Annotated in this window: 26 protein-coding genes and 1 tRNA gene; 16 read left to right on the plus strand and 11 right to left on the minus strand. The window is 70.5% G+C overall.

The annotated features are described in order from the left end of the window. The first annotated feature begins 22 nt into the window (after positions 1–22). Positions 23–640, plus strand: a complete 618-nt coding sequence (locus C8D81_RS02060) for a hypothetical protein (protein ID WP_094406643.1) — start codon at positions 23–25, stop codon at positions 638–640. Between the two features lie 7 nt (positions 641–647). On the opposite strand, the gene C8D81_RS02065 is transcribed toward C8D81_RS02060, so the two are convergent. The 6 genes from C8D81_RS02065 to C8D81_RS02090 all read right to left on the minus strand — a co-directional run bounded on the left by C8D81_RS02065 (position 648) and on the right by C8D81_RS02090 (position 7,939). Next, complete coding sequence (locus tag C8D81_RS02065) at positions 648–923, minus strand: GNAT family N-acetyltransferase (RefSeq protein WP_094356239.1); 276 nt, start codon at positions 921–923, stop codon at positions 648–650. Positions 924–1,028: 105 nt separating this feature from the next. Then, entirely contained in the window at positions 1,029–2,858 is a 1,830-nt protein-coding gene (locus C8D81_RS02070; protein ID WP_133625468.1) for an N-acetylmuramoyl-L-alanine amidase, read from the minus strand. A gap of 461 nt (positions 2,859–3,319) precedes the next feature. Then, positions 3,320–4,603: an MFS transporter gene (locus tag C8D81_RS02075; RefSeq protein WP_094356237.1), complete on the minus strand. Its 1,284-nt coding sequence runs from the start codon at positions 4,601–4,603 to the stop codon at positions 3,320–3,322. Next, a complete protein-coding gene (locus C8D81_RS02080) occupies positions 4,600–5,004 on the minus strand; it encodes a MarR family winged helix-turn-helix transcriptional regulator (RefSeq protein WP_166646636.1) in 405 nt (134 codons plus the stop codon). The genes C8D81_RS02075 and C8D81_RS02080 overlap by 4 nt, the downstream gene beginning before the upstream one ends. Before the next feature lie 192 nt (positions 5,005–5,196). Then, positions 5,197–7,473, minus strand: a complete 2,277-nt coding sequence (locus C8D81_RS02085; RefSeq protein WP_094356235.1) for a glycoside hydrolase family 3 C-terminal domain-containing protein — start codon at positions 7,471–7,473, stop codon at positions 5,197–5,199. A gap of 70 nt (positions 7,474–7,543) precedes the next feature. After that, positions 7,544–7,939 carry a RidA family protein gene (locus C8D81_RS02090; RefSeq protein WP_094356234.1) on the minus strand — a complete coding sequence of 132 codons (396 nt, stop codon included), beginning with the start codon at positions 7,937–7,939 and terminating at the stop codon, positions 7,544–7,546. A 94-nt stretch (positions 7,940–8,033) separates the two neighbouring features. Here C8D81_RS02090 and C8D81_RS02095 point away from each other — a divergent pair, with 94 nt between their 5' ends. Beyond that, a complete protein-coding gene (locus C8D81_RS02095) occupies positions 8,034–8,993 on the plus strand; it encodes a helix-turn-helix transcriptional regulator (protein WP_094356233.1) in 960 nt (319 codons plus the stop codon). A 41-nt stretch (positions 8,994–9,034) separates the two neighbouring features. Here the strand turns inward: C8D81_RS02095 and C8D81_RS02100 are convergent, their stop codons facing one another. Continuing rightward, positions 9,035–10,204, minus strand: a complete 1,170-nt coding sequence (locus tag C8D81_RS02100; protein ID WP_094356232.1) for a DUF418 domain-containing protein — start codon at positions 10,202–10,204, stop codon at positions 9,035–9,037. Positions 10,205–10,264: 60 nt separating this feature from the next. On the opposite strand from C8D81_RS02100, the gene fumC reads away from it, so the two are divergent. Then, on the plus strand, positions 10,265–11,668 hold the full coding sequence (gene fumC / locus C8D81_RS02105; RefSeq protein ID WP_094356231.1) for a class II fumarate hydratase: 1,404 nt from the start codon (positions 10,265–10,267) through the stop codon (positions 11,666–11,668). Positions 11,669–11,850: 182 nt separating this feature from the next. On the opposite strand, the gene C8D81_RS02110 is transcribed toward fumC, so the two are convergent. Then, positions 11,851–11,939: transfer RNA gene (locus C8D81_RS02110), tRNA-Leu, on the minus strand. Positions 11,940–12,032: 93 nt separating this feature from the next. On the opposite strand from C8D81_RS02110, the gene C8D81_RS02115 reads away from it, so the two are divergent. Genes C8D81_RS02115 through C8D81_RS02125 form a run of 3 tightly spaced genes read left to right on the plus strand, consistent with a single transcriptional unit; the run spans position 12,033 to position 14,594 of the window. Next, positions 12,033–13,043, plus strand: coding sequence for a zinc-binding dehydrogenase (locus C8D81_RS02115; RefSeq protein ID WP_094424861.1), 1,011 nt, complete (start codon positions 12,033–12,035; stop codon positions 13,041–13,043). 17 nt (positions 13,044–13,060) lie between these two features. Continuing rightward, positions 13,061–14,380: a M20/M25/M40 family metallo-hydrolase gene (locus tag C8D81_RS02120; RefSeq protein ID WP_094424863.1), complete on the plus strand. Its 1,320-nt coding sequence runs from the start codon at positions 13,061–13,063 to the stop codon at positions 14,378–14,380. A gap of 13 nt (positions 14,381–14,393) precedes the next feature. Next, on the plus strand, positions 14,394–14,594 hold the full coding sequence (locus C8D81_RS02125) for a DUF5703 family protein (RefSeq protein ID WP_094356228.1): 201 nt from the start codon (positions 14,394–14,396) through the stop codon (positions 14,592–14,594). On the opposite strand, the gene C8D81_RS02130 is transcribed toward C8D81_RS02125, so the two are convergent. From C8D81_RS02130 to C8D81_RS02140, 3 genes are read right to left on the minus strand one after another with little or no spacing between them, the layout of a single operon-like run. Next, positions 14,569–15,615 carry a HoxN/HupN/NixA family nickel/cobalt transporter gene (locus C8D81_RS02130; protein WP_133625469.1) on the minus strand — a complete coding sequence of 349 codons (1,047 nt, stop codon included), beginning with the start codon at positions 15,613–15,615 and terminating at the stop codon, positions 14,569–14,571. The genes C8D81_RS02125 and C8D81_RS02130 overlap by 26 nt on opposite strands. Next, a complete protein-coding gene (locus C8D81_RS02135; RefSeq protein ID WP_094356226.1) occupies positions 15,612–16,583 on the minus strand; it encodes an aldo/keto reductase in 972 nt (323 codons plus the stop codon). Before C8D81_RS02135 ends, C8D81_RS02130 begins: the two co-directional genes overlap by 4 nt. Positions 16,584–16,613: 30 nt before the next feature. Next, positions 16,614–17,444 carry an undecaprenyl-diphosphate phosphatase gene (locus C8D81_RS02140; RefSeq protein ID WP_133625470.1) on the minus strand — a complete coding sequence of 277 codons (831 nt, stop codon included), beginning with the start codon at positions 17,442–17,444 and terminating at the stop codon, positions 16,614–16,616. A gap of 166 nt (positions 17,445–17,610) precedes the next feature. Between C8D81_RS02140 and C8D81_RS02145 the strand changes: the two genes are divergently transcribed. The 10 genes from C8D81_RS02145 to C8D81_RS02190 all read left to right on the plus strand — a co-directional run bounded on the left by C8D81_RS02145 (position 17,611) and on the right by C8D81_RS02190 (position 25,006). Continuing rightward, entirely contained in the window at positions 17,611–18,156 is a 546-nt protein-coding gene (locus C8D81_RS02145; RefSeq protein ID WP_133625471.1) for a flavin reductase family protein, read from the plus strand. Beyond that, positions 18,153–18,878 (plus strand): histidine phosphatase family protein, encoded by a 726-nt coding sequence (locus tag C8D81_RS02150; RefSeq protein WP_094400779.1) that lies wholly within the window; start codon positions 18,153–18,155, stop codon positions 18,876–18,878. Before C8D81_RS02145 ends, C8D81_RS02150 begins: the two co-directional genes overlap by 4 nt. Positions 18,879–18,887: 9 nt before the next feature. Further along, a complete protein-coding gene (locus C8D81_RS02155) occupies positions 18,888–19,481 on the plus strand; it encodes a DUF3090 domain-containing protein (RefSeq protein WP_094356222.1) in 594 nt (197 codons plus the stop codon). Next, the gene (locus tag C8D81_RS02160; protein ID WP_094400781.1) at positions 19,456–20,250 is read left to right on the plus strand and encodes an SCO1664 family protein; all 795 of its coding nucleotides are present in this window, start codon (positions 19,456–19,458) and stop codon (positions 20,248–20,250) included. The genes C8D81_RS02155 and C8D81_RS02160 overlap by 26 nt, the downstream gene beginning before the upstream one ends. A 108-nt stretch (positions 20,251–20,358) precedes the next feature. Further along, the gene (gene mshC / locus C8D81_RS02165) at positions 20,359–21,633 is read left to right on the plus strand and encodes a cysteine--1-D-myo-inosityl 2-amino-2-deoxy-alpha-D-glucopyranoside ligase (protein WP_094458751.1); all 1,275 of its coding nucleotides are present in this window, start codon (positions 20,359–20,361) and stop codon (positions 21,631–21,633) included. Then, positions 21,630–22,844, plus strand: coding sequence for an AI-2E family transporter (locus C8D81_RS02170; RefSeq protein ID WP_133625472.1), 1,215 nt, complete (start codon positions 21,630–21,632; stop codon positions 22,842–22,844). Before mshC ends, C8D81_RS02170 begins: the two co-directional genes overlap by 4 nt. Then, entirely contained in the window at positions 22,841–23,116 is a 276-nt protein-coding gene (locus C8D81_RS02175; protein ID WP_094356218.1) for a phosphoribosyl-ATP diphosphatase, read from the plus strand. Before C8D81_RS02170 ends, C8D81_RS02175 begins: the two co-directional genes overlap by 4 nt. Before the next feature lie 23 nt (positions 23,117–23,139). Further along, positions 23,140–24,015, plus strand: coding sequence for an ATP phosphoribosyltransferase (gene hisG, locus C8D81_RS02180; RefSeq protein WP_267489519.1), 876 nt, complete (start codon positions 23,140–23,142; stop codon positions 24,013–24,015). Further along, positions 24,012–24,506: a PH domain-containing protein gene (locus C8D81_RS02185; protein WP_133625473.1), complete on the plus strand. Its 495-nt coding sequence runs from the start codon at positions 24,012–24,014 to the stop codon at positions 24,504–24,506. Before hisG ends, C8D81_RS02185 begins: the two co-directional genes overlap by 4 nt. A gap of 35 nt (positions 24,507–24,541) precedes the next feature. Then, positions 24,542–25,006, plus strand: coding sequence for a DUF2871 domain-containing protein (locus tag C8D81_RS02190; protein WP_133625474.1), 465 nt, complete (start codon positions 24,542–24,544; stop codon positions 25,004–25,006). Positions 25,007–25,039: the final 33 nt, after the last annotated feature.

A 25,039-nucleotide genomic window follows, 5' to 3' on the forward strand; every position in this document is an offset into this window, starting at 1 on the left:
ATGGGTAGGCCACACTGGGGCCATGGCCCTCTATGCGCGTCCGTCGTGGAAGCTGGCCCGGCAGGTGTCGGCGGACCTCTTCGTCGTGGCGTGGACGATCGCCTGGTGCGTGGTGTCCTGGTTCGTGCACCGCACGATCTCGGCGGTCGCCCAACCGGCCCGCGACACCGCGGCGGCGGCGATCAAGGCCCGCGACGGCTTCCTCTCCGCCGGCAACAGCGCCGCCGGGGTACCGCTCGCCGGCGCGGAACTGCGCAAACCCTTCGACACCGCGGCGGCCTCGCTCAACGACGTGATCACCGCCGCCAACCAGCAGGTGACCACCATCGAACAGGTGGCGAGCGTGGTCGCGATCGTCGTCGTGGTGATGCCGGTCTCGGTGCTGCTGGCCTTCTGGCTGCCGGCCCGCTGGCGGTTCCACCGGACCTCCAGCGCCGCCAAGCGGTTCATCGACAGCGACGCCGATGTCGACCTGTTCGCGCTGCGGGCGATGGCCAATCAGCCGATGGCCGAACTCGGCCGGATCTCCGACGACCCGGTCGGCGACTGGCGGGCCGGCGATCCCGAGGTGATCCGGGCGCTGGCCGATCTCGAACTGCGCCGCAGCGGGCTGTCGCTACCGCCGCCGCGGTCCGGGTAGTACGCGCTCAGGCCAGCAGGTCGGCGTACTCCGGATGCCGATCGACCCAACTGCGGGTGTAGGGGCAGCTGGGGATCAGCTTCCAGCCGCGCTCGCGCACGTCGTCCAGTGCGTAGCGGGTGAGCTGACCCGCGATGCCCTGTCCCTGGGTCTCCGGGTTGACCTCGGTGTGGGTGAAGTCGGCGACCCCGTCGGTCAGGGTGTAGCCGATCAATCCCACCGGCTGCCCGTCGAACGAGACCAGATACTGATGGGTCTCGGGGTCGTGGTCGAACTCCAGCATTCGCCCTCCTTGGGCTGGTCGGACCGAGTTGCTCGGTCGGTCGATCGTGCCGCATCGGGCCCGCCGACCGCAATCGGCCGGCGGGCCCGATGGGGCCGTCACCGGTCAGCCGACCCAGGCACCCCGATCCCGGTTCCACAGGATCCGTCCGCCGGTGAACTGCTGCTGGCAGTTGTTCGCATCCGAGCAGATCTCATCGGTGGTGGGGTAGCCGAGCGAACTCGCCCCGCCGCCCAGGGAGAAGTACTTCTCCCGGATCGTGCCGCGGACGAACTTCGCCCCGGTCGGCGCGGAGTACATCAGGCTGCCACCGGTGAAGTCCTGCCGGCAGCCGCCGTTGGCGCAGCGCTCGTCGGTGGTCGGGTAGCCCAGGAAGCTGCGCGGGCCGTTCATCTGCAGATAACGCGCCTGCACCACGCCGCGGGTCCAGTGGCTCGCGGTGGGGAAGGAGTACCAGATCGTGCCGCCGACGAACTCCTGCCGGCAGCCGGTGCTGTCGCACTGTTCACCGGTCCGCGGGGCACCGAGGAATCCGGTACGCCCGCCCGCGGCGCGGTAGCTGTCCAGGATCGACCCCCGCACCACCTGCGCACCGGTCTGCGGGCTCCACACGATGCTGCCGCCGGTGAAGTCCTGGTGGCAGCTGTTGTTGCTGCACACCTCGTCGGTGGTCGGGTAGCCCAGGAAGCCCTGTTCGTACCCCACGCTGGCGTACTTCTCCCGGATCGCGCCGCGGTTGAAATGCGCACCGGTGTTCGCCGACCAGAGGATCACCCCGCCGCTGGTGAACCCGTTGAAGCAGCCGGTTCGGCCGTCGCAGATCTCATCGGAGTTCGGGAAGCCGAGAAAGGAGTTCGCGGTGCCCAGCGAGCGGTACTTGTCCCGGATCGTGCCCTTGGTGAAGCTGGTCCGCACGCCGGCGGCGGAGAAGATGTCGTAGTTCTCGAACTCGGTCACCCGGCCGGTGGCGACCGGCGCCTCCCCGACCCGGGGTTCACCGGCGGGCCCGCGGGCCCCGCCGAGCTGTTCCCAGCGCGTCTTGATCGGGGTCTCGAAGGAGCCCATGGCGTCGGCGACCCGCTGCCGGAAGGTGGGTAGGTAGGCGTACAGCGCATTCCCCGGACAGTCGGTGCTGTAGACGTCGCGGTGGCCGTTGATCACCTCGGAGGTGATCCCGTTGATGGTGATCCGGGCCCACGGGTTGCGGTAGTAGGCCGCGAGCCGCCAGGCGATCAGCCGGACCGTGGCATCGAGCTGCACCTCGGTCGGCATCGTAGAGGTGTAGCTGCCCATCAGCGAGACACCCATGGTGTCGGTGTTCCAGTTGTACGCGTGGGCGCCCTTGACCGGCTGGGTGATGCCGCCGCGGCGGCCCTCGAAGATCTGGCCGTACTTGTCGACCAGGAAGTTGTAGCCGACATCGCACCAGCCGTTGCTCTGCACGTGGTAGGCGTAGATGCCGCGGACGATGCCGGGTGACTGTTCCTTGGTGTAGTTGTTGTTGCCCTCGGTGTGGTGCACCGTCGCGGCCCGGACGGTGCGGTTGTAGGAGCTGTCGCAGGAACCGGGGAGCGACTCGTCGGCGCCCCAGCCGGCCCGGGTGATGATGCCGGGCGGCATCGGGGCCTGGGCACGGGGGCTGGCCGGCTGGACGGTTTCGGGATTCGCGTCGCTGGCGAGCAGCTTCGGATCGATCAGCGCGACCTTCAGATCCTGCGGCTGGGCGGCACCCTCGTCGACCAGTGCCCGGACCTCGACACCGGCGGAGTCGCCGACGAAGGTGGGCGCGGTGCCGGGGCGGGCCGTGGGGTCGTCACTCTGGGTGTCCGGATCGGCGGCCAGTTCGCGCCAGTCGCTCCAGGCCCCGTTCTGCAGCAGCCGCACCTCGATCCGCGGCGCGGTCCTGGTGCCCGGTGCCCAGGTGACCCCGAGCATGGTGAACGGTTCGGTCTCCCGGGCGGGCAGGGCGGCGGCCTGCCGGCCGGGTCGGCCACCGGATTCGATACGCGGGGCGTTGGCGCGCTCGAGCGCGGGGACCGGCAGCTGGGTCAGCGCGGTCCTGCCCGATCGGCCGCTGGCCGGCGTACCGGACCTTCGGGGGCTGGGCGTGGCGGTCGGCTTGCCCGGGGTCGGTGTGGCCGAGGCCGCGGGGGTGGCGGTCTTCGTCGGGGTGGGGGTCTTGGTGGGGGCGGCGTACGCCGGTGTCAGGCCGGCGAGCAGGATCAGCCCCGAGAGCCCGGCAAGGGGGCGAGTCGGCGGGAGAGCATGGGGTGGAACCCTTCGGGTGGAGGAAGAAACTCTGGCCGCGCGTCAGTATGGCCGCCGGAACCGCAATTCGTCACCTGTTGACTTGAGGTTGAGGCTGAGCCTCCCGCCCGCGTCCCGTCCGTGCACCGTCAGGCGAATTCCTCGCCGGTGTCCTCGGTGATCCGGCCGCGGCGCAGCACCACGAAGGGCCGGTGGTGCAGGTCGAGCCGGACCCGGACGTTCTCGGTGCGCGCCAGGTAGATCGCGATCGCGATCCAGGTGATCGCCATCGCGATGCCGCCGATGCCGAGCGTCCAGCGGGCGCCCAGATGCTGGCCGACCCAGCCCAGTGCCGGTGCGCCGATCGGTGTGGTGCCCATGAACACCAGCATGTAGAGCGCCATCACCCGGCCCCGGTAGCGCGGGTCGGCGGTCAGCTGGAGCAGCGAGTTGCAGGTGATCATCACCGTGATCCCGGCCAGCCCGGAGGGGATCAGCAGCAGCACGAAGATCCAGAAGTTGGGTGCGATCGCGCTCAGCAGGGTGCTCACCACGAAGATCGCCAGCGCCCCCATCAGCAGCCGCAACCGCGGCCGGGCCCGGCGGGCGGCGAGCAGCGCCGCGGTCAGCGAGCCGATCGCCATCACCGACCCGAGCATGCCGTATTCGGCGGCACCCCGGCCGAAGACCATCGTGGACATCATCACGTTGGTCAGCTGGTAGTTCATCCCGAACAGCCCGACCACCGCCGCGACCACCATGATCAGCAGCAGATACGGTCGCTGCCGGACATAGCGCAGCCCCTCGCGTACACCGCCGCGCCCCTTCGCCCGGGGCGCGGGGGAGAGTTGGTCGGTGCGCAGCGTGGCCAGCGCCAGGATCACCGCGATGAAGGTGCCGGCGTTGATCCAGAACACCGGACCGGTGCCGAAGGCGGCGATCAGCAGCCCGGCCAACCCGGGGCCGACGAGTCGCGCCGCGTTGAACGAGGCCGAGTTCAGCCCGATCGCGTTGGACAGTTGCTCGGTCGGTACCAGCTCGGAGACGAAGGACTGCCGGGCCGGGTTGTCGATCGCGGCCGCGGTGCCGTCGATCATCGCGCAGACATAGACGTGCCAGAGCTGGACGTGCCCGCTGAGCACCAGCGCACCCAGCAGCACCGCGTTCAGCGCCATCGTGGTCTGGGTGCAGATCATCAGCAGCCGCTTGGGGAAGCGGTCCGCGAGCGCCCCGCCGAGGGTGCTGAACAGCAGGATCGGCAGGAACTGCAGCCCGGTCACCACCCCGAGCGCCTGGGCGTCGTGATCGGTGAGCACCACCAGCACCAGCCAGGCCTGCGCGGTACGCGCCATCCAGGTGCCGGCATTGGAGGTCAGGATGCCGAAGAAGTACTGCCGGTAGTTGGGGACGCCGAGGGAGGAGAAGACGGTCACCGGCCACCTCCGGCCGACTGCGTGGTCGCGGCGGGCCGTTCGGTCATCCGGGTCAGGATCGCGGTGGCGGCGGTGAGCACCTCGAGCTCCTCGGCGGTGCAGTCCTCGAGCTGCCGGTTCATCCAGCTGGTACGCCGGCGCCGCGACTCGGCGATCGCCTCGCGTCCGGCGGGGGTCATGGTCAGCACCCGCTGCCGGCCGTCGGTGGGATGCTCGCTGCGCCGGAGGAAGCCGAGCGACTCGAGTTCCTTGACCGTCCGCGACATCGAGGCGTTGCTGACCTGCTCACGGGCCGCCAGCCAGGTCGCCGTCCGCGGTTCGACCTCCAGCGGTGCCAGCGCGGCGAACAGGTGCGGGGCGAGGCCGCCGGACTCCTGCCGCGCCCGCCGGGCGATCCGCATGCACGCCACTCGCAGTTCATGGGCCAGTCGTGGTCGCTGTGGCACCGTTCCCTCGTCAATCGCACCCGGAATGATAGTTAGCGTAACTAACCATATCACCCGGGTGCTGCGATCCATCGAACCCTGGGTGCATCTCCCCAGTGCTGCAGGGGGAGTGGGATGCAGCGAGGATTCGATGGATCGCGGGTGGGGTCAGGAGGTCGCGCCCTCGTGGGTGCTGGCGATGAGCTGCTCGAGCTCGGCCAGGTCGAGCCCGTTCCGGCTGAACACCGCGACCGAGCGCAGCGGGGAGCCCAGCAGCATCGCCGCGGCCGCCTCCTCGTCGGGGACGATCGCCGACAGCTCACCCAGATCGGCCATCAGCGGGGTGAGCAGCTCCTGCATCCGCTCGCCGGCGACCGGATGGTCCAGCGCCTCACCGATGGTGGAGTTCCGGGTCAGCGGCAGCACCACCTCGTCACCGGCGACGGCCACCGTCACCGCACCGCGCAGGTCGCGGCTGGATGCGCCGACCTCGAGCAGGTAGTCACCGCCCTCGACGACCCAGCGATCGGCGAGCACGTGCCAGTACGCCAGGTCCGCGCGCCGGATCGTCAGCCTCACCTCCTGCGACTCACCGGCTCCCAGCGGCACCGAGGCGTACGCCTTCAGCTCCCGCGGCGGGCGCTGCACCGCCGAACCCGGCAGCGAGCTGTAGACCTGCACCACCTCGCGGCCGGCGACCGGGCCGGTATTGCGCACGCTCACCCGCACCGCGAGATCGCCCTCGGCGGTCACCTCCGCGGTCGGTGTGCCGTGCTCGAAGGTGGTGTAGGACAGTCCGTGCCCGAAGGGGTAGGCGACCTCGAGGCCCTTGGCGTCATACCAGCGGTAACCGACGAACAGCCCCTCGCCGTAGCGGACATGGGAGAAGTCACCGCCGAAGTCCAGGTACGCCGGGGTGTCGGCGAGCCGCACCGGGATGGTCTCGGTGAGCTTGGCCGAGGGGTTCACCCGGCCGAAGAGCACATCCGCGGTCGCGCCACCGCCGGCCTGGCCGAGCAACCAGCCCTCCAGGATCGCCGGTACCCGGTCGGCGAACGGCAGCGCGACCACACCGCCGTTGGACAGCACCACCACCACGTTGGGATTCACCGCCAGCACCGCATCGAGCAGCTCCAGCTGGTCGGCCGGCAGATCGATGTCGGTGCGGTCGTAACCCTCCGACTCCAACCGGGCGGGCAGTCCGAGGAAGAGCACGACGGTCTCCGCCTGTTCGGCGGCGGCCACCGCCTCCTCCCGCAGCGCGGTCCGCCGGCCGGTGTCGGCCTCCCCGGCCAGGTCGAAACCGGGTGCATATCCCACCTCGCCGGTGGCCAGGGCGCGGATCTCCGCCAGCGCCTTGTCCAACCGGGTCGGGTTGATCAGCGAGGAGCCCGCGCCCTGGTAGCGCGGCTGCTCGGCGAAGGCGCCGATCACCGCGAGCTTCGCGTCGGTGGCCAGTGGCAGCAACCCGCCCTCGTTGCGCAGCAGCACGATCGAGCGGCCGGCGGCCTCGCGGGCCAGCGCGTGATGGGCGTCGACATCGAGCGGCCCGGTCGCCGCGCCGGCACCGGCCCGGGCGCGGCGGATCAGTTCCAACACCCGGTCGGCGGCCAGATCGAGGGCTCGCTCGTCCAACGAACCGTCCCGCACGGCGGCGACGAGCTGGGCATCGGTACGCCCGCCACTGGCCGGCATCTCCAGATCCAGCCCGGCCGGCAGTCCCACCACGCGGTCGTTGACCGCGCCCCAGTCGGAGACGACCAGCCCGGTGAAACCCCATTCGTCGCGCAGCACCTCGGTGAGCAGCCACGGGTCCTCCGAGGCGTACACGCCGTTGATCCTGTTGTAGGAGCACATCACCGTCCACGGCTGCGCGTCGGTGACCACCCGCTGGAAGCCCCGCAGATAGATCTCGCGCAGCGGGCGCGGGTCGACATCGGAGCTGGAGCGCAGCCGGTCGGTCTCCTGGTTGTTGGCCGCGAAGTGCTTGAGCGAGGTGCCGACACCCTGGGACTGGATGCCCCTGACCAGCGCGGTCCCGTAACCCCCGGAGACGATCGGGTCCTCCGAGGCGTACTCGAAATTGCGTCCGCACAGCGGGGAGCGCTTGATGTTGATGCCGGGACCGAGCAGCACCGCGACGTCCTCGATCGAGGTCTCCACCCCCAGGGCCCGGCCGACCCGTTCGATCAGCTCGTCGTCCCAGGACGAGCCGAGCCCGACCGCCGGCGGGAAGCAGGTGGCGGGCACGCTCTGCCCGAGCCCGAGGTGGTCCCCGCGGCCGGCCTGCTTGCGCAGTCCGTGCGGCCCGTCGGTGACCATGATCGACGGTACGCCGAGGCGTTCGATGCCCTTCAGGTGCCAGAAGTCGAGGCCGCTGGTCAGCGACGCCTTTTCTTCCAGGGTGAGATCTGCGGCGGTCACGGGGTGCTGCTCGGTGGTCATCGTCATCCTCGGCGTCGGTGCATGGACGCCCACCAGTCAAGCAGCACCCCGTGCCGCCGGGGCACCGGCATCAGGCGACGGCGGTGCCCTCCAGCTCGACGAGCTGCCCGGGGATCGCCAACCGGGTCACCTCGAGCATGGTGGTCGCCGGTGCCACCCCGGCGGCACCGAGCCGGGCGGCGAGCACACCGTAGTGCGGGAACAGCCCGTCGACATCGGTGGTGTAGACGTTCAACCGCACCAGGTTCGCCAGGGACATGCCGGCCTCGGCCAGCACGGCCTCCAGATTGTCGGTCGCCAACCCCAGCTGGGCGGCCGGATCTCCTTCGTGCATGGGTTTTCCGTCACTGCTCATGGCGGTCTGCCCGGAGCAGTGCAGGGTGCGGGTCGGTCCGGTGACCAGCTCGCCCTGGTTGAAACCCAGCTCGAGGGACCAGCTCACCGGGTTGATCGCGGTACGTTCCATGGGAAATCTCCATTCGTGGTTCGCAGTAGTGCTGGACCCGAGCCTGACCGCGAATCACGCCACCTGTTGTCGTGATTGCTGAGAGGAAGTCCGGATGCGCGCCGATCGGTTGGTCTCCCTGGTGCTGCTGCTGCGCCAGCGCGGGCAGCTCTCGGCCGCCACCCTGGCCGACGAGCTGGAGGTCTCCACCCGCACCGTGCTGCGCGACATCGAGGCGCTCTCGGCCGCGGGTGTGCCGGTGTACGCCGAACGCGGCCGCTACGGCGGGTTCGCGCTGCTGCCGGACTTCCGCACCGACCTGACCGGGTTGACCCACGACGAGGCGCTCGCGCTGCTGGTCGCCGGTTCGCGCCGCGGTGTCCAGTCCCTGGGGCTCGGCTCCGCACTGGCCGCGGCGATGCTCAAGGTCGTCGACGCCCTGCCCGAGGCGCAGCGGGGCGCCGCGGTCGCCGTCGCCGAGCGGTTGCTGATCGACCCGGAACACGATCTGCTGGCCCGCCGCCAGGCGGTGGAGGAGGTCGACGAGCGCATCCTCGCGGCGGTGCGCCGGGCGGTGCTGGCCGGGCTCCGCCTGCAGATCCGGTACGCCGCAGCGGCGGACCGGGCGCCCGGTTGGCGCACCGTCGATCCGATCGGCCTGGTCACGGTCCGGGGACAGGGCTATCTGCTGGCCACCCGCGACGGGGCCGATCGCACCTACCGGCTGGCCCGCATCGACGACGCCCGCGCCCTCGACGAACCGGCCCGGCGCCCCGAACGGGTCGACCTGGAACGTGCCTGGGCCGAACGCAGCGAACGGTTCCGCACCGGTGGGGAGCAGCTGGTGGTCCGGCTGCGGCTCGATCCCGGGTGCCGCGACCAGCTCGCGGCCACCGCGTCGTCGGTCACCGAGTGCGGCGAGGCGGAGCTGGCGGCGAGTTTCTCCGACTTCCGGCACGCCGAATGGGCGCTCTGGCAGCTCGGCGCCGCGGCCGAGATCCTTGCCCCGACCGAGATCCGGGCGCGGCTGGGGGAGCGGGCCGCCGCGCTGGCCGCCCGATACGGCGCGGGCTGAACCGGGCAACCACGCCGCCGCCAGCAATGATCATGGAATGGTCATTCCTGGGCCGCGCGTCGCTCCACCATCCGCAGCACCAACGAGGCGAACGCCCGGGAGGCCCACTCCAGCGGCCCCTTGCCGAGCCGACCGGGTACCCAGCGATGCCAGGCCCACAGCCCCGCGGTCAGCAGGATCACCTGGGCCAGCCAGTGCAGCAGTGGGCTGCCGGGCAGCAACCCCGCGCGGACGCCCCAGCGGCCGGCCCGGACCAGCAGCACGTGCACGAAATAACCGGTGAACGTCATCGATCCGGCGATCGCCGCCACCCGCACCGCCGGACTGGCCGCACCGAGCCACCGGCAGACCGCCGCGATCCCGGCGGTGAGCACCAGCACCACCCCGGTGGAGAACAACAGGCTGGGCACCGACGGCAGATAGGGCCCGATCACCAGCAACCACTGCCAGGTCTGGGTGAGGGTGGGGAACTCGCCGTCCGAGACCCCGGGCAGCGTGTAGGGATCGGGCCGGCCGAACAGGCTCACCAACACCGCGGTGACCAGCAGCGCGGCACCGGCCAGCAGCACCCCGCCGACCGCCAACCGGCGCAGATCCGCGGGGTCGTCGAAGCGCAGCCGCCGCCCGAGCCAGACCCCGAGCACCGCGATCGCGAGCCAGGGCAGCACCGGATAGTAGGGGTGGAACAGCAGATACGGCCAGGTGCCCGGGTGCAGCACCGCCGACCAGCCGCCGGTGGCGCTGGCGGTGTCGAACCAGCCGGGCCTGTTGCGCATCAACCACCAGCCGACGGCGGTGCTGCCGAATCCGATCGCCAGCGCCACCGGCGGCAGCCAGCGATCCGGCAGCAGCGAGATCGGGGCGACCAGGGCGGTGATCAGGGCCAGCCGCACCAGCACCACCGCGACCGCACCGGCCTGCAGGTCCTCCAGGGTCCACCCGGCCGCGGCCAGCACCACCGCGCGCAGCACCGCCGCGGCGACGGCCCGGCCCCGACCGGGCCGACCGGGACCGGGAATGGCATAGGAGGAGCCGACCCCGATCAGCCAGACGAACGCGATCGCGTGCAGATCCCACAGCGCGCCGACGACCGGGCCGACGGCCCAGACATGGTTGGCCATGATGCCCAGCAACGCCAGATAGCGGGTCACGTCGATCGCCGGCACCCGGCCGTCGACCCGCCCCGCAACCTGCCGGCCGCCGTTGGTCATGGCCGCATCATGCCGCACGGCCGCGGCGGCGCGCTGAACTGCTGGGCGTAGTTTTGACCCATGAGCGAAAAGACCCGCACCGAACGCGACTCCATCGGCGAGATCGAGGTCCCCGCCGACCACTACTGGGGCGCGCAGACCGAACGCAGCAAGGAAAACTTCGACATCGGCGTACCCGCATTCGTCTGGGGACGGCCCATCATCCGTTCCCTCGGCATCCTGAAGAAGAGCGCCGCGAAGGCGAACGCCGAGCTGGGCGAGCTGGACGGTGAGCTGGCGACGTGGATCGAGCGGGCGGCCGATGAGGTGATCGCGGGGGAGCGGGACGAGGAGTTCCCGCTGGTGGTGTTCCAGACCGGTTCGGGCACCCAGTCCAACATGAACGCCAACGAGGTGATCGCCAACCTGGCCAGCGAGCTCGCCGGCGGCCGGCGCGGTGAGAAGTCGCCGGTGCACCCCAACGATCATGTGAACCGCGGCCAGTCCAGCAACGACACCTTCCCGACCGCGATGCACATCGCGGTGGTGCTGGAACTCAACGAGCGGCTCTATCCGGCGGTCCAGCGGCTGCGGGACGTGCTCGCCGCGAAGGCCGAGGAGTTCACCGACGTGGTCAAGGTCGGGCGGACCCACCTGCAGGACGCCACCCCGATCACCCTGGGCCAGGAGATCTCCGGCTGGGTGGCCCAGTTGGATGCGGCGCTGGAGGCGGTACGCCGCAGCGAGGACGGGGTGCGGGAGCTGGCGATCGGCGGCACCGCGGTCGGTACCGGGCTGAACGCGCATCCCGACTTCGGGGCGAAGGCCGCGGCCGAGATCTCCGCCGAGACCGGTTTCGAGTTCCGGCAGGCGGCCAATCTGTTCGCCGCGCTCTCCGCGCACGACGGGCTGGTCGGGGTGAGTGCCGCGTTGCGGACCCTCGGCGGGGCGGCGATGAAGGTCGCCAACGACGTCCGCTGGCTGGCGTCCGGGCCGCGCAACGGGATCGGTGAGCTGATCATCCCGGCCAACGAGCCGGGTTCCTCGATCATGCCGGGCAAGGTCAATCCGACCCAGGCCGAGGCGTTGACGATGGTCTCCACCCGGGTCTTCGGCAATGACGCCACGGTCGCCTTCGCCGGCAGCCAGGGCAACTTCGAGCTGAACGTCTACAAGCCGGTGATGGTGCACGCGGTGCTGGAGAGCATCCGGTTGCTGGCCGACGGTTGCCGCTCGTTCACCGAGCACTGCGCGGTCGGCATCGAACCCAATCACGAGCGGATCCAGCAGAACCTGGACTCCAACCTGATGCTGGTCACCGCCCTGAACCCGCACATCGGCTACGACCGGGCCGCCAAGATCGCCAAGCGCGCCCACGCCGAGGGCAGCACCCTGCGCGAGGCCGCGCTGGCCGAGGGGCTCAGCGGTGAGGACTTCGACCGCTGGGTGGTACCGGCGCAGATGACCACCAACCAGCGCTCCTGACCGACGGCCGGCGTACCCCCCTCGCGCGATCCCGCGATCCATCGAACCGTCCGTGCATACCCCTAACCCTCCAGGGGGAGCGGGATGCACCGAGGATTCGATGGATGGCGGAGGGGCGTCGCGGGAGCACCCCAAAGAACGAGAAAGCCCCGCCCGACCAGTGGTCGAGCGGGGCTCATCGATGGTGTCCGAGAGAGGACTTGAACCTCCACGCCCTATAACGGGCACTAGCACCTCAAGCTAGCGCGTCTACCTATTCCGCCACCCGGACAGGGTGTCCGCCGACTCGTCGGCACAGCGCAGAAACTATAGCAATCTTTGGACCGTGCGTCGAAGCGATAGCCGCACGCGGCAGACTGGGGGGATGAGCGATGCGATGATGCCGACCTTCTCCCTGCAGGTGCCGATGCGGTTCGCCCCGGACGAGGTCCCGCGTCCCACCCCGGACGATGTGGGTGAGGGTGAGGTGCTGCTGAAGATGGTGACCGGCGGCATCTGCGGCAGCGACATCCCCTACTTCCGCGGCAACATCGGCACCGTGGTGGTCGGCGGCCGCGACTTCGGCAAGCCCAATCCCGGTTACGTCTCCACCCCCGGTACGCCGATGCACGAGGTGCTCGGCGAGGTCGTCGCGAGCCGGCACCCGCAGCACCGGCAGGGCGATCTGGTGGTCGGCTGGTCGCTCAACTTCCAGGGGCTGCGGCCCTACCTGATCACCGAGGGTGACGAGGTGTTCGGCTACGACCGGCGCTGGAGCCCGGATGTGGCGATCAACCTGCAACCGCTGGCCTGCGTCCTGTACGCCGTCGAGCGGCTCGGCGATCTCCGCGGCAAGCGCGTCGCGGTGCTCGGCCAGGGACCGATCGGGCTGATGTTCGCCCGGTTGATCTCCGAGGCCGGTGCGGCCCACGTGACCGGTGTCGACCCGATCGACCACTCCCAGGCCGCCGCGGCCTTCGGGGTCGATGAGTTCCTGCAGCTGAACAGCCACTACTGGGCCACCCGGATCGACGACGCGGACCGCCCCGATCTGATCGTCGAGGCGGTGGGCCACAACTCCTACACCCTCAACGACGCGATCACCGCCGTCCGCAGCGGCGGCCTGGTCTTCGGCTTCGGCGTACCCGATGATCCCGCCCAGTCGCTGAACTACTTCGACTTCCAGCACAAGGATCTGACCCTGGTCTCCGGGCTGACCCGGGAGCACCAGCGGATGCTGAAGGCCGCCGATGACTACCTGGCGGCCGACCCGGAGCTGGCGACCAATCTGACCACCGACAAGTTCTCCATCGACGATCTCGAGCAGGTGCAGACCGCCTATGATCGCGCCAATGTCCCGCAGACCGGACGGCTCAAGGTCGTCCTGAGCCGCTGAGGAGCACACCACCACCGATGAACAACCAGAACCGGGCCCCCGAGGCCGAGGTCGTGCAGCTGTGCCACGAACTGATCCGCATCGACACCACCAACGACGGCACCGGCTCCGGACCGGGGGAGCGGGCGGCGGCCGAATACGTCGCCGGCAAGCTCGACGAGGTCGGCATCGGTTGTGAGTTCTACGAATCCGAGCCCGGGCGGACCACCCTGGTCGCGCACTGGGAGCCCGAGGGCTGCGATCCCAGCCTGCCACCGCTGCTGGTGCACGGGCACACCGACGTGGTCCCGGCCAATGCCGCCGACTGGCAGGTCGACCCGCTCTCCGGGGAGCTCCGCGACGGTTGCATCTGGGGCCGTGGTGCGGTGGACATGAAGGACTTCGACGCGATGGTGCTCAGCGTGGTCCGCGACCGGGTCCGCACCGGCCGGCCGACCCGGCGGCCACTGCGGCTGGTGTTCACCGCCGATGAGGAGGCGGGCGGGTCGCTCGGCGCGCTCTGGCTCGCCGACAGGCATCCCGACACCGTCGCCGACTGTTCCGAGGCGATCGGTGAGGTCGGTGGTTTCTCGCTGACGATCCGCGACGACCTGCGGCTCTATCTGGTGCAGACCGCGGAGAAGGGGCTCTCCTGGCTGCGGCTGATCGCCGACGGGGTCGCCGGCCACGGGTCGATGCGCAACGACCAGAACGCGGTCACCGAGCTGGCCGCCGCGGTCTCCCGGATCGGCGCCCACCGCTGGCCGCACCGGATCACCCCGGCCCAGCAGGGTTTCCTGGACGCCGTCTCGGAGGCGCTGGAGATCCGGATCGACACCGACAACGTGGAGGAAACCCTGTCCCGGTTGGGATCCATCTCCCGGATGGTGGGTGCCACGATGGGCAACACCACCAACCCGACGATGCTGGAGGCCGGTTACAAGGTCAACGTGATCCCCGGGCAGGCGACCGCCGGCGTCGATGGCCGGGTGGTGCCCGGTGCGGAGGAGGAGTTCCTGGCGACGATGAAGGAACTGCTCGGCGACAAGGTCCGGATGGAATATGTGATCCACGAGCCGGCGATCGAGACCGAGTTCGCCGGCGATCTGGTCACCGCGATGCAGAAATCCTTGCAGAGCGAGGATTCCGGCGCCCGGGCGGTGCCCTATCTGATGAGCGGCGGCACCGATGCCAAGGCCTGGACGAAGCTCGGCGTACGCTGTTTCGGGTTCGCGCCGCTGAAGCTGCCGCCGGAGCTGGACTTCGTCGGCATGTTTCACGGGGTCGACGAGCGGGTACCCACCGAGTCGCTCGAGTTCGGCGCCAAGGTGCTGGACCACTTCCTGGAAATCGCATGAGCCTGGAGATCGCATGAGTCTGCGTACCCCGGTCGAATACGAGGAGCAGAAGGTACGCCTGCCCGCGGATCTGTCCCGCAACGCGGTGCGCCGGTTGCTCACCGACCGCGCCGAATACGGCGGCTGGGAGCTGGTCCGGCTGCGCCGTTACCGCGACGGCACCCGCGATGTCTGGGTGCGCCGCAAGATCATCCGGGTGCGTCCGACGATCTGAAGCCCCGGCGCAGCGCCCAGCTCGCCGCCACCACCGCGAACACCGCCAGCAACCCCACACCCCACCACTGGGTGTCCACCTCGGCCAGCGCCGTGACCACCCCGCCGGCCCACCCGTGTTCGGCCGCGATCCCCGCCAGGGTGAGGATCGCGACGGCCAGTGCCGCGCCGATCGAGATCGCCGTGACGACCAGGTTGAGCCGGGCCCGGGAGCGATCGGCGACCGCGGCGGTGTAGAGCCGCAGCATCAGCAACTGGTTCACCGAATCGCCCAGGGTCATCCCCGCGGCGAACAGCAACGGCAGCGCGAGCAGCGTCAGCGGTGGGGCCCCGGCCACCCCGGCGGCCGCGGTGAGCATCAGGATCGACAGCGTCGAGGCGGTGTCGAAACCCAGCCCGAAGAGCACCCCGAACCAGTAGATGTGCCCCGCATGCCGGACCCGCGCCAGCGGCGCCCGCAGCACCCGGCCCATCAAACCCAGCGGCCGCGGACCGGCGGCACCGGAGGTCCGGTGGTCCCGCCAGGCGGCGATCAGCGTCGGCAGATTGGCGGCGGCCACCAGCAGCAGGTAACCCGCCGACACCAGACCGCCGATCAACCCGAGCCGCCCGGCGAGCGCGCTGCCCGGATCGGCGGCCTCCCGGATCCAGCCAACCCCTGCCACCACGGCGATCCCGGCGATCACCACGACCGTGGAGTGGCCACCGGAGAAGGCCAGCCCGACCGCCGCCGGGCGGTGCCCCTCGGCCAGGAACTTGCGGGTGGAGTTGTCGATCATCGCCAGATGGTCGGCGTCCAGGCTGTGCAACCAGCCACGGGTGTAGGCGAACCCGGCCATGCCGAGCGTCAGCACCCCGGCCGGGGTGGTGGCCAGTCCGACACCGAGCAGCGCCAGTCCGAGCAGATGCAGCAGCGCCACCACCGACAGGGCGGCGGCGGCCCGCAGCCGCAGGGGCGCCGACCGGCGGCCGCGGCGGGTCAGCAGCGACCGCCAACCCACCGCCGGCGCCCCGGCGCTCATTCCGGATTCCGGTCGCGGCCCTGGGCCGGTCCACCGGAGACGTCGTCCAGGGCGCCGGTGATCTCGGCGGGCAGGCGTACCTCGACGGTGGTCAGGCACTCCTGCAGCTGCCGCGGGGTCCGCGCACCGAGCAGCGGTGCGGTGACCCCCGGCGCATCCCGCACCCAGGCCAGGGCGACCTGGGTCGGGCTCAGCTCGAGGCCCTCGGCGGCCCGGGCGACAGCCTCGACCACCGCCCGGGATCGCTTGTCCAGATAGGGTTCGGTGAACCAGGCGAAGTGCGAGGCGGCCCGGGAATCCTTCGGGATGCCGTGCCGGTACTTGCCGGAGAGCACCCCGCGGCCCAACGGCGACCAGGGGAACAGCCCCATCCCCGCCGAGCGCACCGCGGGTGCGATCTCGACCTCCGCACGCCGGGCCAGCAGCGAATACTCGACCTGGTTGGACACGATCGGCGTCCGGCCCGGCACGGCCCGCTGCCAGGTCGCGGCGGTGGCGGTCTGCCAGCCGATGAAGTTCGACACCCCGACATAGCGGACCCGGCCCGAGGAGACCGCGAAATCCAGTGCCGCCAGGGTTTCCTCGATCGGCGCGGTGCCCCAGGCGTGCACCTGCCACAGGTCCAGATGGTCGGTACCGAGCCGGCGCAGCGAGCCGTCGAGGTCGGCCAGCAGGGCCCGGGCGGAGGTGTCCACCGTCCGCTGTCCGTTGCGCAGCACGAATCCCGCCTTGGTGGCCAGCACCAGCCGCTCCCGGCGTACCCGGTCCCGCAGCAACCGGCCCAGCATCCGTTCCGCCTCACCGGCGCCGTACGCCGCCGCGGTGTCGATCAGCGTGCCGCCGGCCTCGACGAAGGAGTCGAGCAGCTCCGCCGCCTGCTCGGGTGAGGTGTCCCGGCCCCAGGTCATCGTGCCCAGACCGAACTCCGAAACCTCCAGCCCGGACCGGCCCACCGTGCGCGTCTGCATAGCAGTGACCCTAACGAAGTCGCCCGCGCGTCACCCCTGCGCCATCGGCTGGAGCACCCCGGCGAGCAGCAACCCGGCGACCACGGCGGCCAGCACCAGCCGGTAGATCACGAAGATGGTGAAGTTGTGCTTGCTGACGTAACGCAGCAGCCAGTGGATCACCGCCAGGCCGATCACGAACGCCAGGATGGTGGCGACGATGATCGGGCCCCAGGGTGCGGCGGGTTCGGCGAAGACGTCCTTGAGCTTGAACAACCCGGACAGGTAGACCGCCGGAATGGCCAGCAGGAAGGAATAGCGGGCGGCGGCCTCGCGGGTGTAGCCCATGAACAGGCCGCCGGCGATGGTGCCACCGGAGCGGGAGACACCGGGGATCAACGCCATCGCCTGGAAGAGGCCGTAGAGGATGCCGTCGCGCCAGGTCAGCTGGTCCAGGGTCTTCTCGTTGCGGGCGACCCGGTCGGCGATCGCGATCACGATCGCGAACCCGGCCAGCATCGCCACGGTGATCCACAGGTTCCGCAGGTTCGAGTCGATCGCGTTCTCGAACAGCACACCGAGGATGCCGATCGGGATCGACCCGATGATGATCAGCCAACCCATACGGGCGTCGGGATCCGACCGCGGCACCCGCCCGATCAGCGACAGCGCCCAGTGCTTGATGATGCGGCCGATGTCGCGGGCGAAATAGATCACCACCGCGGTCTCGGTGCCCAGCTGGGTGATGGCGGTGAACGCCGCCCCCGGATCGATGCCGCCGAGCAGCTGTCCCACGATCGATTGGTGCGCGCTGGAGGAGATCGGCAGGAACTCGGTCAGTCCCTGCACGATGCCCAGCACGATCGCGTCCAACCAGTCCATATTCGTCTGCTCCTCGATCCGGGTGTGGGCCGTCGGACACACTAGGGCCCCGTGACCACCCGGTGACCGCCATTCGGGGTTGTGGCGCGCCGAATCCGGCCCGTGGTCGCAGCAGGATCGGACCCTGGGCGGAGCGTCCTTCGCGGCGGCGGGTCAGGATGGGGCCATGACGATCCACGATGAGCACCCCTTCGCCACCCCGGAACCGGACCGTGATCCGCTACGCCGGCTGCGCGGCCGGCTGGCCGCCCCGGTGACGGTCTGGACCACCGGCTCGGGCACCGATCGGGAGGGCTGGACGGTGTCCTCGATGCTGATCGCCGATGGGGCGGCACCCGGCGCGAGCGGACGCCCGGCCGAGGTGCTCGGCCTGCTGGACGAAGAATCCGAACTCGTCGACGCCCTGCGGCGTACCGGGACGGTGTCGGTGAACCTGCTGCCGGCGAGGCAGGAGCCGCTCGCGGAGGCGTTCGCCCGGACCATGCCGGCACCGGGCGGGCCGTTCCGAATGGGGGAGTGGCGGGACACCGAGTGGGGGCCGCGGCTCGCGGGGGTGCCGTGGCTCGGTGCCCGGGTGATCGGCGAGCCGACGTACGCCGGCTGGGCGCTGCTGGTGCGCGCGGCGATCGAGCAGCTCGACGTGGCCGGTGCGGAACCGGCGATCCATCTGCGCGGGCAGTACCTCGACCCGTCGGTATTGTCGAAACCATGACCACGCTCTTCCTGGTCCGCCACGGCCGCTCGACCGCGAACACCGCCGGTGTGCTCGCCGGCCGCGCCGAGGGGGTCGAACTCGACGACATCGGACGCGAGCAGGCCCGCGCGACCGCCGCCCGGCTCGCCGGCGTACCGCTGGCCGCCGCCGTCAGCTCGCCGATCACCCGCTGCGTGCAGACCGCAGAGCTGCTGCTCGCCGGCCGCGAACCGGCCCCGGAGCTGATCCCGCAGCTCGAACCGGGGCTGACCGAGTGCGACTACGGCGAGTGGACCGGGCACAAGCTCTCCGAGCTCGCCGGCAACGAGCTGTGGAAGACCGTGCAGCGGCACCCGTCGGCGGCCGTCTTCCCCGGCGGGGAGGCACTCACCCAGATGTACGCCCGGGCGGTCGAGTCGGTGCGCGGCTGGGACCGCCGGATCGCCACCGAGCACGGCGAGAAGGCCGCCTGGCTGGCGGTCTCGCACGGGGATGTGATCAAGTCGATCCTCGCCGATGCGCTCGGGCTGCACCTGGATTCCTTCCAGCGGATCATGGTCGACCCCGCCTCGGTGTCGGTGATCCGCTACACCGCCAGCCGGCCCTATGTGGTGACGATGAACTCGACCGCCGGCGAGCTGGCACCCCTGGTGCCCGCCGAGGACGACGACAACAACACCGATGCCGCCGTCGGGGGTGGTCTCGGCGCTCGGGCGAGCACCCCCGAGACCGGTGAGTAGGCTTGTCGCATGGCCATCGTCGAGCATCGCTACGAGTCCCCCGACCGGTTCGTCGCCGGCACCGTGGGCGAACCGGGTGACCGCGCATTCTTCCTGCAGGCCCGCGAAGGGAACCGGCTGACCAGCGTCTCCTGCGAGAAGCAGCAGGTGTCGGTGCTGGCCGAGCATCTGGACCGGGTGCTCGGCGAGATCGGCCGGCTCTCCGGTGGCATGGTGCCGGTCCCGCCGCAGCGCGAGGTCGCCCACGACAACGAGCCGCTGGACGCGCCGATCACCGAGGAGTTCCGGGTCGGCACCATGACCATCGCCTGGGATCCCTCCGACCAGCGGATCGTCATCGAGATGTTCTCGGTCACCGACGGTGAGGAGGAGATCGAGCTCGACGACGAGACCTCCGCCGAACAGGCCGCGCAGGCCGAGGCCGAGCGCGCCGGTGAGGTGCTGGTGGTGCGGATCCGCCCGACCGTCGCCCGCGACTTCGTCGCCCGCAGCCAGGCACTGGTGGCCGCCGGCCGGCCCGCCTGCCCGTTCTGCCTGCAGCCGATCGATCCCGAGGGACACATCTGCCCGCGTGCCAATGGCTACCGTCGACCGCTCTTCTGAGGCCGGGTTCGCCGACCGGCTCGCCGGCGCCGAGCTGACCGTCACCGGCCGGCTGGTGCAGGCCTCCAACGCGACCTTCCTCTGCGAGCTGACCCCTGCCGGTGGCGAGGCCGAACTGTGCGTCTACAAGCCGGTACGCGGGGAGCGGCCGTTGTGGGACTTCCCCGACGGCACCCTCGCCCAACGTGAGCTGGCGGCGTACAAGATCTCGGCCGCGGCCGGATTCGACCTGGTCCCCGAGACCGTGGTGATCGAGGGACCGCTCGGTGCGGGCTCCCTGCAGTGCTGGATCGAACAACCCGACCAGCTCGCCGATCTGGTCGACCTGGTGCCCGAGGACGAGGTGCCCGAGGGCTGGTTCGAGGTGGTCGAGGGCGTCGACCCGCACGACCGGCCGGTGGTCGTGGTGCACGCCGATGACCCGGCGCTGCGGCGGATGGCGCTGTTCGATGCGATCATCAACAACGCCGACCGCAAGGGTGCGCACGTCCTGCGTACCCCCGGTGAGGTCTGGGGTGTGGACCACGGCGTCAGCTTCAACACCGAACCCAAGCTGCGGACCGTGCTCTGGGGCTGGGCGGGGGAGGAGCTGACCGCTGCCGAACGGGAGCTGGTGACCGCCGCGCTGGACGCCTCCGGGGAACTGGAGGGACTGCTCACCGACGACGAGGTCGCCGCCTTCGAGCTGCGCTGCGAGGAACTGCTGTCCGAGGGCCACTTCCCGCTGCCGCACGGCGGCTGGCCGTCGATCCCGTGGCCGCCGGTCTGAGGGGGACCCTCTCCCGACTCGTCGCTGCGCACCTCGTTCGGGGGGAACGGGGAGCCCGGACTCTGAGCGAATAGGTGACAGTCGCCACCCCTCGCTAGGCTCGTGCCCATGCGTGCGTGGACCGTCCCGGAGCTTCCCACCCTGCCCCCGGCGGCGGATGGACTCCCACCGATCAGCCTTCATGACACCGCCTCCGGTGAGGTACGCCCGGTCGGGCCGGAGACCGGCACCGCCCGGCTCTACGTCTGCGGGATCACCCCCTACGACGCGACGCACATGGGTCATGCCAACACCTACGTCGCCTTCGACCTGCTGAACCGCGCCTGGCGGGACCGCGGGCTCGCGGTGCGTTACGTGCAGAACGTCACCGATGTCGACGACCCGCTGCTGGAACGCGCCCGCGCCACCGGCGTCGACTGGCGCGACCTGGCCGAGCAGCAGACCGAACTGTTCCGCACCGACATGACCGCGCTCAACGTGCTCCCGCCGGCCGACTACATCGGTGCGGTCGAGTCGATCGACCTGGTCACCGAACTGCTGCAGCGATTCACCGACGAGCAGGTCTACCAGGCCAGCGAGGGGCCCGCCGACTGGTATTTCGCGGTGCACTCCGACCCGGAGTTCGGGCAGATCTCCCACCTCGACGAACGCCAGGCGCTGGCCACCTTCGCCGAACGCGGTGGCGACCCGGAGCGGGCGGGCAAACGGCACCCGCTGGACTGTCTGGTCTGGCAGCAGGCCCGTCCCGAGGAGCCGAGCTGGCCCAGCCCCTTCGGCGAGGGCCGGCCGGGCTGGCACATCGAGTGCGCCGCGATCGCCGAACGCTACCTGGGCACCGAATTCGACGTCCAGGGCGGCGGTTCCGATCTGGCCTTCCCGCACCACGAGATGAGCGCCGCCGAGGCCTTCGTCGCCACCGGCAAACGATTCGCCCGGGCCTACGTCCATGCCGGGATGGTCGGCCTGGACGGGGAGAAGATGTCGAAGTCGAAGGGCAACCTGGTGCTGGTCTCGCGGCTGCGGGCCGCCGGTGTCGACCCGATGGCGATCCGGCTGGTGCTGCTCGGCAACCACTACCGCAGCGACTGGTCCTGGACCGACGGCCAGCTGGCCGAGGCGACCGCGCGGCTGGCGACCTGGCGGCAGGCGGTCGCGCTGGAGGCGGCCCTGCCGGCCACCGAGGTGCTCGCCGAGGTGCGCCGGGCGCTCGCCGACGATCTGGACGCCCCCGCCGCCCTGCGCGCCATCGACGACTGGGCGGCCGCGTCGATCGACGCCGACGGTGACGACACCGAGGCGCCCGGTCAGGTCGCCGAGCTCGCGGATGCCCTGCTCGGCGTACGCCTGCGCCGCGAACCGGTCGCCCAGCCGGAGTCCCGATGAGCGCCACCACCGCCGGGCGGCGCACCGGCCTGCCGCGGATCCTGATCATCCTGCTCGGCCTGGCCGCCGCGCTGGTGCTGCTGAACCAGCTCGAGGGATTCCGCTCCTTCGCCGCCCCGGTCTTCCTGGCGCTGAACCTGGTGCTCGCGGTCTCCCCGCTGCAGCAGCTGCTGGTCCGGGTGCACGTGCCGCGCTGGCTGGCCGCCGTGCTCGCCGGGATCGTGGTGCTGGTGATCCTGTGCGCGTTCTTCTACGCCATCGGCTGGTCGCTGACGCTGCTGGTCACCGAGCTGCCGAACTACCGCGACCAGTTCCTCGATCTCTACCAGGAGATCATCTCGCTGCTGGCGCAGTTCGGGGTCTCGGAACAACAGCTCGCCGAGCAGGCCAAGGCGATCGACCCGCAGCAGGCCGTCGGCGTGCTCACCGGGTTGCTGAGCAATCTGCAGGGTGCCTTCTCGCTGCTGCTGATCGCGGTCACCTCGGTGTTCTTCCTGATGATGGACTCGGTCGGTTTCGGCGACCGGCTCAAGCGCGCCGGGGCCTACCACCCGCAGCTGACCGACGCCCTGGTCTCCTTCGGCAACGGCGTTCGGCAGTACTGGATCGTCACCACCATCTTCGGCCTGATCGTCGCGGTCATCGACTGGTTCGCGCTGGTCGTGCTCGGGGTGCCGCTGGCGCTGGTCTGGGCCGTGCTGTCCTTCCTGACCAACTACATCCCCAACATCGGATTCGTGATCGGCCTGGTCCCGCCGGCGCTGATCGCGCTGCTGGCCAAGGGGCCGACCACCGCGCTGATCGTGGTCGCGATCTACTGCGTCGCCAACTTCGTGGTGCAGTCGATCATCCAGCCCAAGTTCACCGGTGACGCGGTGGGACTGACCCCGAGCGTGGTCTTCATCTCGCTGCTCGTCTGGGCGGCGGTGCTCGGCCCGATGGGTGCGCTGCTGGCGCTGCCGGCGACCCTGCTGGTCAAGGCGATCCTGGTGGACGCCGATCCGGGCGCCCGCTGGGTGAACGCGCTGATCGCGGCCAACCCGGCCACCGCCGACGCCGACACCGCCGAGGATTCCCACCGCGGCGAGGACGCCGACCCCGAGGCGGCCGAGGAGCAGACCACCGCCGACCCGCGCCCGCCGGCGGAGTCCACGTCGGCTGAGCGGCGAGCGAGGAACGAGCGAGACGAAGCCACCGAGGAGCCATCATGACCGAGCCCGCGAAGACCTTCGAGGGACTGTTCGCCGAACTGACCCGGATCGCCAGGGAGCGCCCCGAGGGGTCCTCCACGGTGCGCCGGTTGGACGGCGGGGTGCACGAGATCGGCAAGAAGGTCGTCGAGGAGGCGGCCGAGGTCTGGATGGCCGCCGAGTACCAGTCGCGGACCGAGGCGGCCGAGGAGATCAGCCAGCTGCTCTACCACCTGCAGGTGATGATGATCGCACTCGACCTCGACCTCGAGGATGTGTACGCCCACCTGTGAGCACTCCGACTACGCTGGCCGCCGTGAGTTCTGAGAACGGCGCCGACCGTCCGACCCTGAAGATCGCCGTCCCCAACAAGGGTGCGCTGTCCGAGGCGGCCACCCAGATGCTGCGCGAGGCCGGTTACCGGCAGCGTTCGGACAGCAAGGAGCTGGTGCTCACCGACGCCGCCAACCACGTCGAGTTCTACTATCTGCGTCCCCGCGACATCGCGGTCTACGTGGGGGAGGGCACCCTCGATGTCGGTATCACCGGCCGCGACATGCTGCTCGATTCCGGTGCCCGGGCCGATGAGGTGCTGTCACTGAACTTCGGCGGCACCCGATTCCGGTTCGCCGGCCCGGTCGGTCAGGGCCTCACCGTCCCCGGGCTCGCCGGCCGCCGCGTCGCCACCTCCTATCCGGGTCTGGTGGGGGCGTACCTCACCCAGCAGGGGATCGAGGCCCGGTTGATCAAGCTCGACGGGGCGGTGGAGAGTGCCATCCGGCTCGGTGTGGCCGACGCGATCGCCGATGTGGTGGAGACCGGGCGGACCCTGCGGCAGGCCGGGATGGAGGTGTTCGGCGAGCCGATCATGGTCAGCGAGGCGATCCTGATCAAGCGCGCCGAGCTGCCCGAGCCGGCCGGCCTGGACCTGCTGGTACGCCGCCTCAGCGGCGTACTGGTGGCGCGCAATTACGTGATGATGGACTACGACTGCCCCTCCGCGCTGGTCGAGCAGGCGAGCGCGGTGACCCCCGGGCTCGAGGCCCCGACGGTGTCGCCGCTGGCCAAGGACGGTTGGATGGCGGTCCGTGCGATGGTGCCGCGGGGGCAGGCCCAGCAAGTGATGGACGATCTGTGGGAGCTCGGCGCCCGCGCGATCCTGGTCACCGACATCGCCGCCTGCCGACTGTGAGCGCGCGCGACATGACCGGGAAGCAGCAGACCACCGGGCCGCGGGAGGTGTTCCGACCGCAGGCCCTGATGTATTGGGCGGTCAGCCTGTCGGCGCTGATCGTGATCGGCCTGGTCGCCGCCGGATTCGGGCTGTCGCCGACGATGCGGGTGCGGTTCACCCTGTTCCAGCTGTCGACGCTGTTCGTGATCGCCGGCGGCGGAATCTTCATCATGATGTCGCTGGCGTTGAGCCGGGTGGTGGCCGATGCGGACGGGCTGACCGTCCGCAACTCGGTGCACACCCGCAGGCTGCGCTGGGACGAGATCCGCGACGTGCGCTGGGGCCCGGGTGCCTCCTGGGCGCAGCTGATCCTCGACGACGACCCGACCCATCCCAGCCGGTGGCCGATGCTCGCCCTGCAGACCGTCGATCGGCGGCGTACCGACCGGGCCGTGCGGCGGCTGCGCGAGATGCTGCGTGAGCACCGGGGAGATCAACCGAACGGTTGATGGATCGCGCCGTGGCGCGGCGTTGACTGGTCGGCATGAAGAAGTTGTACGCCTCAGCCGCCCTCTACACCGTGCTCGGCCTCGCCGCCGGCCTCTACTACCGCGAACTCACCCGCAGCCGCGCCTTCACCGGTGACTCCCAGCTCGGCCTGGCGCACACCCACTTCCTCACCCTGGGCACGCTGGTGCTGCTGCTGGTCCTGGTGCTGGAGCAGGTCTTCCGACTCTCGGGCAGCCGCGCCTTCGGCTGGTTCCTCGGGTTGTGGAACGCCGGGGTGCTGATCACCGGTGGGATGATGCTGGTCCGCGGCACCTTCACCGTGCTCGGCGAACCGCTGACCAGCAAGGCCTTCGCGGGCATCGCCGGACTGGGCCACATGCTGCTCACCGCCGGTTTCGTGCTGCTGTTCGTCGCGCTCTGGCGCCGGCTGCCCGACCGGTCCCTCCAACCGGCCGATCGCGGTGCGGCGATGGCCGCGAGCGTCACCGGTCGGCGCTGATCGCGGTTCTCGCATCGGAGTTCGGTTCTCGCA

It is taken from the genome of Enemella evansiae, assembly GCF_004362375.1.
Taxonomy (GTDB): domain Bacteria; phylum Actinomycetota; class Actinomycetes; order Propionibacteriales; family Propionibacteriaceae; genus Enemella; species Enemella evansiae.